Origin of the sequence: Actinoplanes sp. NPDC051633, from assembly GCF_040681735.1 — a bacterium.
GTDB lineage: Bacteria > Actinomycetota > Actinomycetes > Mycobacteriales > Micromonosporaceae > Actinoplanes.
This window is the reverse complement of the sequence record NZ_JBFAZH010000887.1, coordinates 1-3313: the sequence shown is the minus strand read 5'-3', so window position 1 is coordinate 3313 and position 3313 is coordinate 1. Positions and strand designations below refer to the sequence as shown.

Sequence of the window (3313 nt, the reverse complement as noted above, 5' to 3'; positions counted from 1 at the left end):
AGTCCGTCTCCAAGCGTTACGGCCACAAGGTCGCCGTCGACGACCTCTCGTTCACCGTCCGGCCCGGCCTGGTCACCGGGTTCCTCGGCCCCAACGGCGCCGGCAAGTCCACGACGATGCGGATGATCGTCGGCCTGGACCGGCCGAGTGCCGGGCGAGCGCTGATCGGTGGCCGGCCGTTCGCCGCCCGCTCCGACGGGCTGCGGCACGTCGGCGCATTGCTCGACGCGGCCGAGGTCCAGGGCAGCCGGCGTGCCGCCGATCACCTGCACGCGGCCGCCGCCACCATCGGGCTCGGCAAGAGCCGGGTCCGCGAGGTGCTGGAGCTCGTCGGGCTGCAGGACGTCGCCCGGCAACGCGTCGGCAGCTTCTCGCTCGGCATGCGGCAGCGGCTTGGCATCGCGCTCGCCCTGATCGGGGACCCGCCGGTGATCATGCTCGACGAGCCGATCAACGGGCTCGACCCGGACGGCGTCGTCTGGATCCGGCATCTGTTGCGCTCGCTCGCCGATGAGGGGCGGACCGTGTTCGTCTCCTCGCACCTGATGTCGGAGGTGTCGCAGACCGCCGACCACCTCGTGGTCATCGGCAAGGGCCGGCTCGTCGCCGACGTCCGCACCGCCGACCTGCTGCAGGCGGGGGCGCCGTCGGTCACCGTGCGAGCGGACGAGGCCGGCACGCTCGGCCCGCTGCTCGCGGCTCGCGGCGGCCAGGTCGAACGGCCCGCCGCCGAGCTGCTCGAGGTGCGTGGCCTGTCGGCCCGGGACATCGCCGGGGTCGCCCTCGACCACCGGCTGCTCGTACACGAACTCACCCAGCGCTCCCGGTCCCTGGAGGAAGCCTTCATGGACCTGACCCACGATTCGCTCGAGTTCCACGGAAGGTGAGCACCATGGTCATCACGTCCGAAGTCATCAAGCTCCGCTCCCTGCGGTCCAACGTCTGGCTGCTGGTGGTCGCCGCCGCGTCGATCCTCCTCCTCGGCCCGATCCAGTCGGTCGGCCAGATCGTGCCGGGCGCCGAACGCTCCGACGACACCCCGATCGGCCTGGCGCTCACCGGCGCCTCGCTGGCGACCCTGCTGGCCGGTGTGCTGGGCGTCCTGACCGTGACCGGCGAGTACGCCCCGCGTTCCATTCGCACCACCTTCACGCTGGTGCCCCGCCGAGAACGTGTGGTGCTCGCCAAGGCCGTCGCCCTCGCCGGCGCCACGGCCCTCGCCGGCACGGTCGCGGTCGCCGTCGCCGTGCCGGCATCGCTGGCCATCCTCGGCTCGGCCGGCATCGACGCCGGCCCGGTGCCCGAAGCGGTCCGGGCCTCCGCCGCGATGATCTGGTATCTGGTGGGCTGGGGCGTCCTCGGACAGGTGGCGGGCTGGGTGACCCGCAGCAAGATCGGCGGCGCGGCCCTGCTGGTCGGGGTCATGACCGTCCTCCCGCTGGTGCTGAGCCTGCTTCCCGGCCGGGTGGGCGAGATCCTGCCCGCGCTGATGCCCTCGTCCGCCGGGAGCGCCATGATCGGCGCGGACCACGCGTTGATGGGATTCCTGCTCTGGACCGCCTACCTCGTCGGGTTCACCGCCCTGTCGGCGTGGCTGGTGTCCCGGCGCGACGCGTGAGAGGAGTGACCGGCCCTCGGGGGATTTTCGCGGAGGGCCGGTTGGTGCACGCTGAGGCGCGTGGACTTCCAGGTGCTCGGGCCGCTGCGGGTGGTCGTCGACGGCGCCGAGGTGCCCATCGCGACCCGCCGCCAGCGAGCCCTCCTGGTGCTCCTGGCGATGAGCCCCGGCCGGGCGGTGCCGACCGAGCGGCTCATCGACCAGTTGTGGGACGGCGCCCCGCCACCGCAGGGCGCCGTCACCCTCCGGTCGTACGTCTCCAACGTCCGGCAGGCCCTCGGCGGCCCGGCCGGCGGCGGATCCCGGCTGGTTACCCGCGGGCAGGGCTACTGCCTCGACGTGCCGGCCGAGACGGTGGACGCGGTGCGGCTGAGCACCGGCGCGCAGCAGGGCCGCGAGCGTCTGCGGCAGCACCGGCCGCGGGCGGCGCTGGCGGCGTTCGACGAGGCGATCGGCACCTGGCGCGGCGATCCGCTGGCCGACATCGCCGACCACGACGCGGCCCGGAGCACGATCGCGCAGCTCACCGAGACGTATCTCGGCGCGGTCGAGGGCCGGTTCGAGGCGCTGCTCGAGCTGGGCCGGCACGCCGACGCGCTGCCCGGCCTGGAAAGGTTCGCCGCCGACCACCCGCTGCGGGAGGAGCCGCGGGCGCTGCTGATGCTGGCGCTCTACCGCTCCGGCCGGGCGGCGGACGCGCTGGAGGTGCACCGGTCCTTCCGCGAGCTGCTCAACAACGAGCTCGGCATCGATCCGTCGGCCCGCCTCGACGACCTGTACCGGCGCGTGCTCTCGCAGGATCTGGCCGTTCCGCGGGCGCCCGTGGTGACGGGCGACGCGCCGGACATCGTCGGCCGCGGCCGCGAGCTGTCGCTGATCGAGGCGCGGCTCGACGCCCTCGCCGGCGAGGGCTCGCTGCTGCTGATCGCCGGCGAGCCGGGCATCGGCAAGACCACGCTGCTGGAGGCGCTGGAGCAGCGGGCCGCACACCGCGGCATCCCGGTGCACGCCGGGCGGTCCCCGGCGGCGACCGGCGCGCCGCCGTTCTGGCCGTGGGTCCAGGTGATCGAGTCGCTCGCCGCCGGCCTCGACGACGACGCGCTGCGCAGGGCCTGTGCGGGCGCCGCCCGGCCCGTCGCCCTGCTCTCCGCCACGGTCGCCGAGCGCACCGGTCAGCCCGTGCCCATCGTGGGCGACGACCCGCAGGCGCAACGGTTCCAGCTCTACGACGCGGTCTCGGTCTTCGTCCGGCAGGCCGTCCGCGGGCCCGCGGTCATCATGCTCGACGACATCCACTGGGCCGACGCGCCGAGCCTCGAGCTGATGTCGTACCTGACGCCGAGCCTCGCCAGCCGGCCGATCCTGGTGGTGGCCGCGTATCGGGACCTGCCCAACGAGCGGACCGAAGCGCTGGACGCGGCGCTGGCGACGGTGTTCCGCGAGGACGTCACGCATGAGATGTCCCTGGGCGGCCTCGGCCCGGACGGTGTCGCCGACCTGCTGGCGGGCCTCGCTTCCTCCTCGACCGTGGAGCTCGCGACCGTCCTGCACGAGCGCACCGGCGGCAATCCGTTCTTCGTCCGGCAGCTGGCCCGCTACCTGGCCGACGACGCGTCGGGTTCCCTGGAAACGCTGCCGCGCGGCGTACTCCATGTGGTCGCCCGGCGGCTGGCCGCCCTGCCCGGCACCGCGCGG

Annotated in this window: 3 protein-coding genes; all 3 read left to right on the top strand. The window is 74.2% G+C overall.

The window, feature by feature from the left end:
* On the top strand, positions 1 to 887 hold an 887-nt coding region (locus AB0M20_RS33915; protein WP_364304427.1), incomplete at its 5' end, for an ATP-binding cassette domain-containing protein.
* Positions 888 to 892: 5 nt separating this feature from the next.
* Positions 893 to 1618, top strand: coding sequence for an ABC transporter permease subunit (locus AB0M20_RS33910; protein ID WP_364304426.1), 726 nt, complete (start codon positions 893 to 895; stop codon positions 1616 to 1618).
* Between the two features lie 60 nt (positions 1619 to 1678).
* Positions 1679 to 3313 (top strand): BTAD domain-containing putative transcriptional regulator (locus tag AB0M20_RS33905; protein ID WP_364304425.1); only part of this gene is annotated, 1635 nt, incomplete at its 3' end.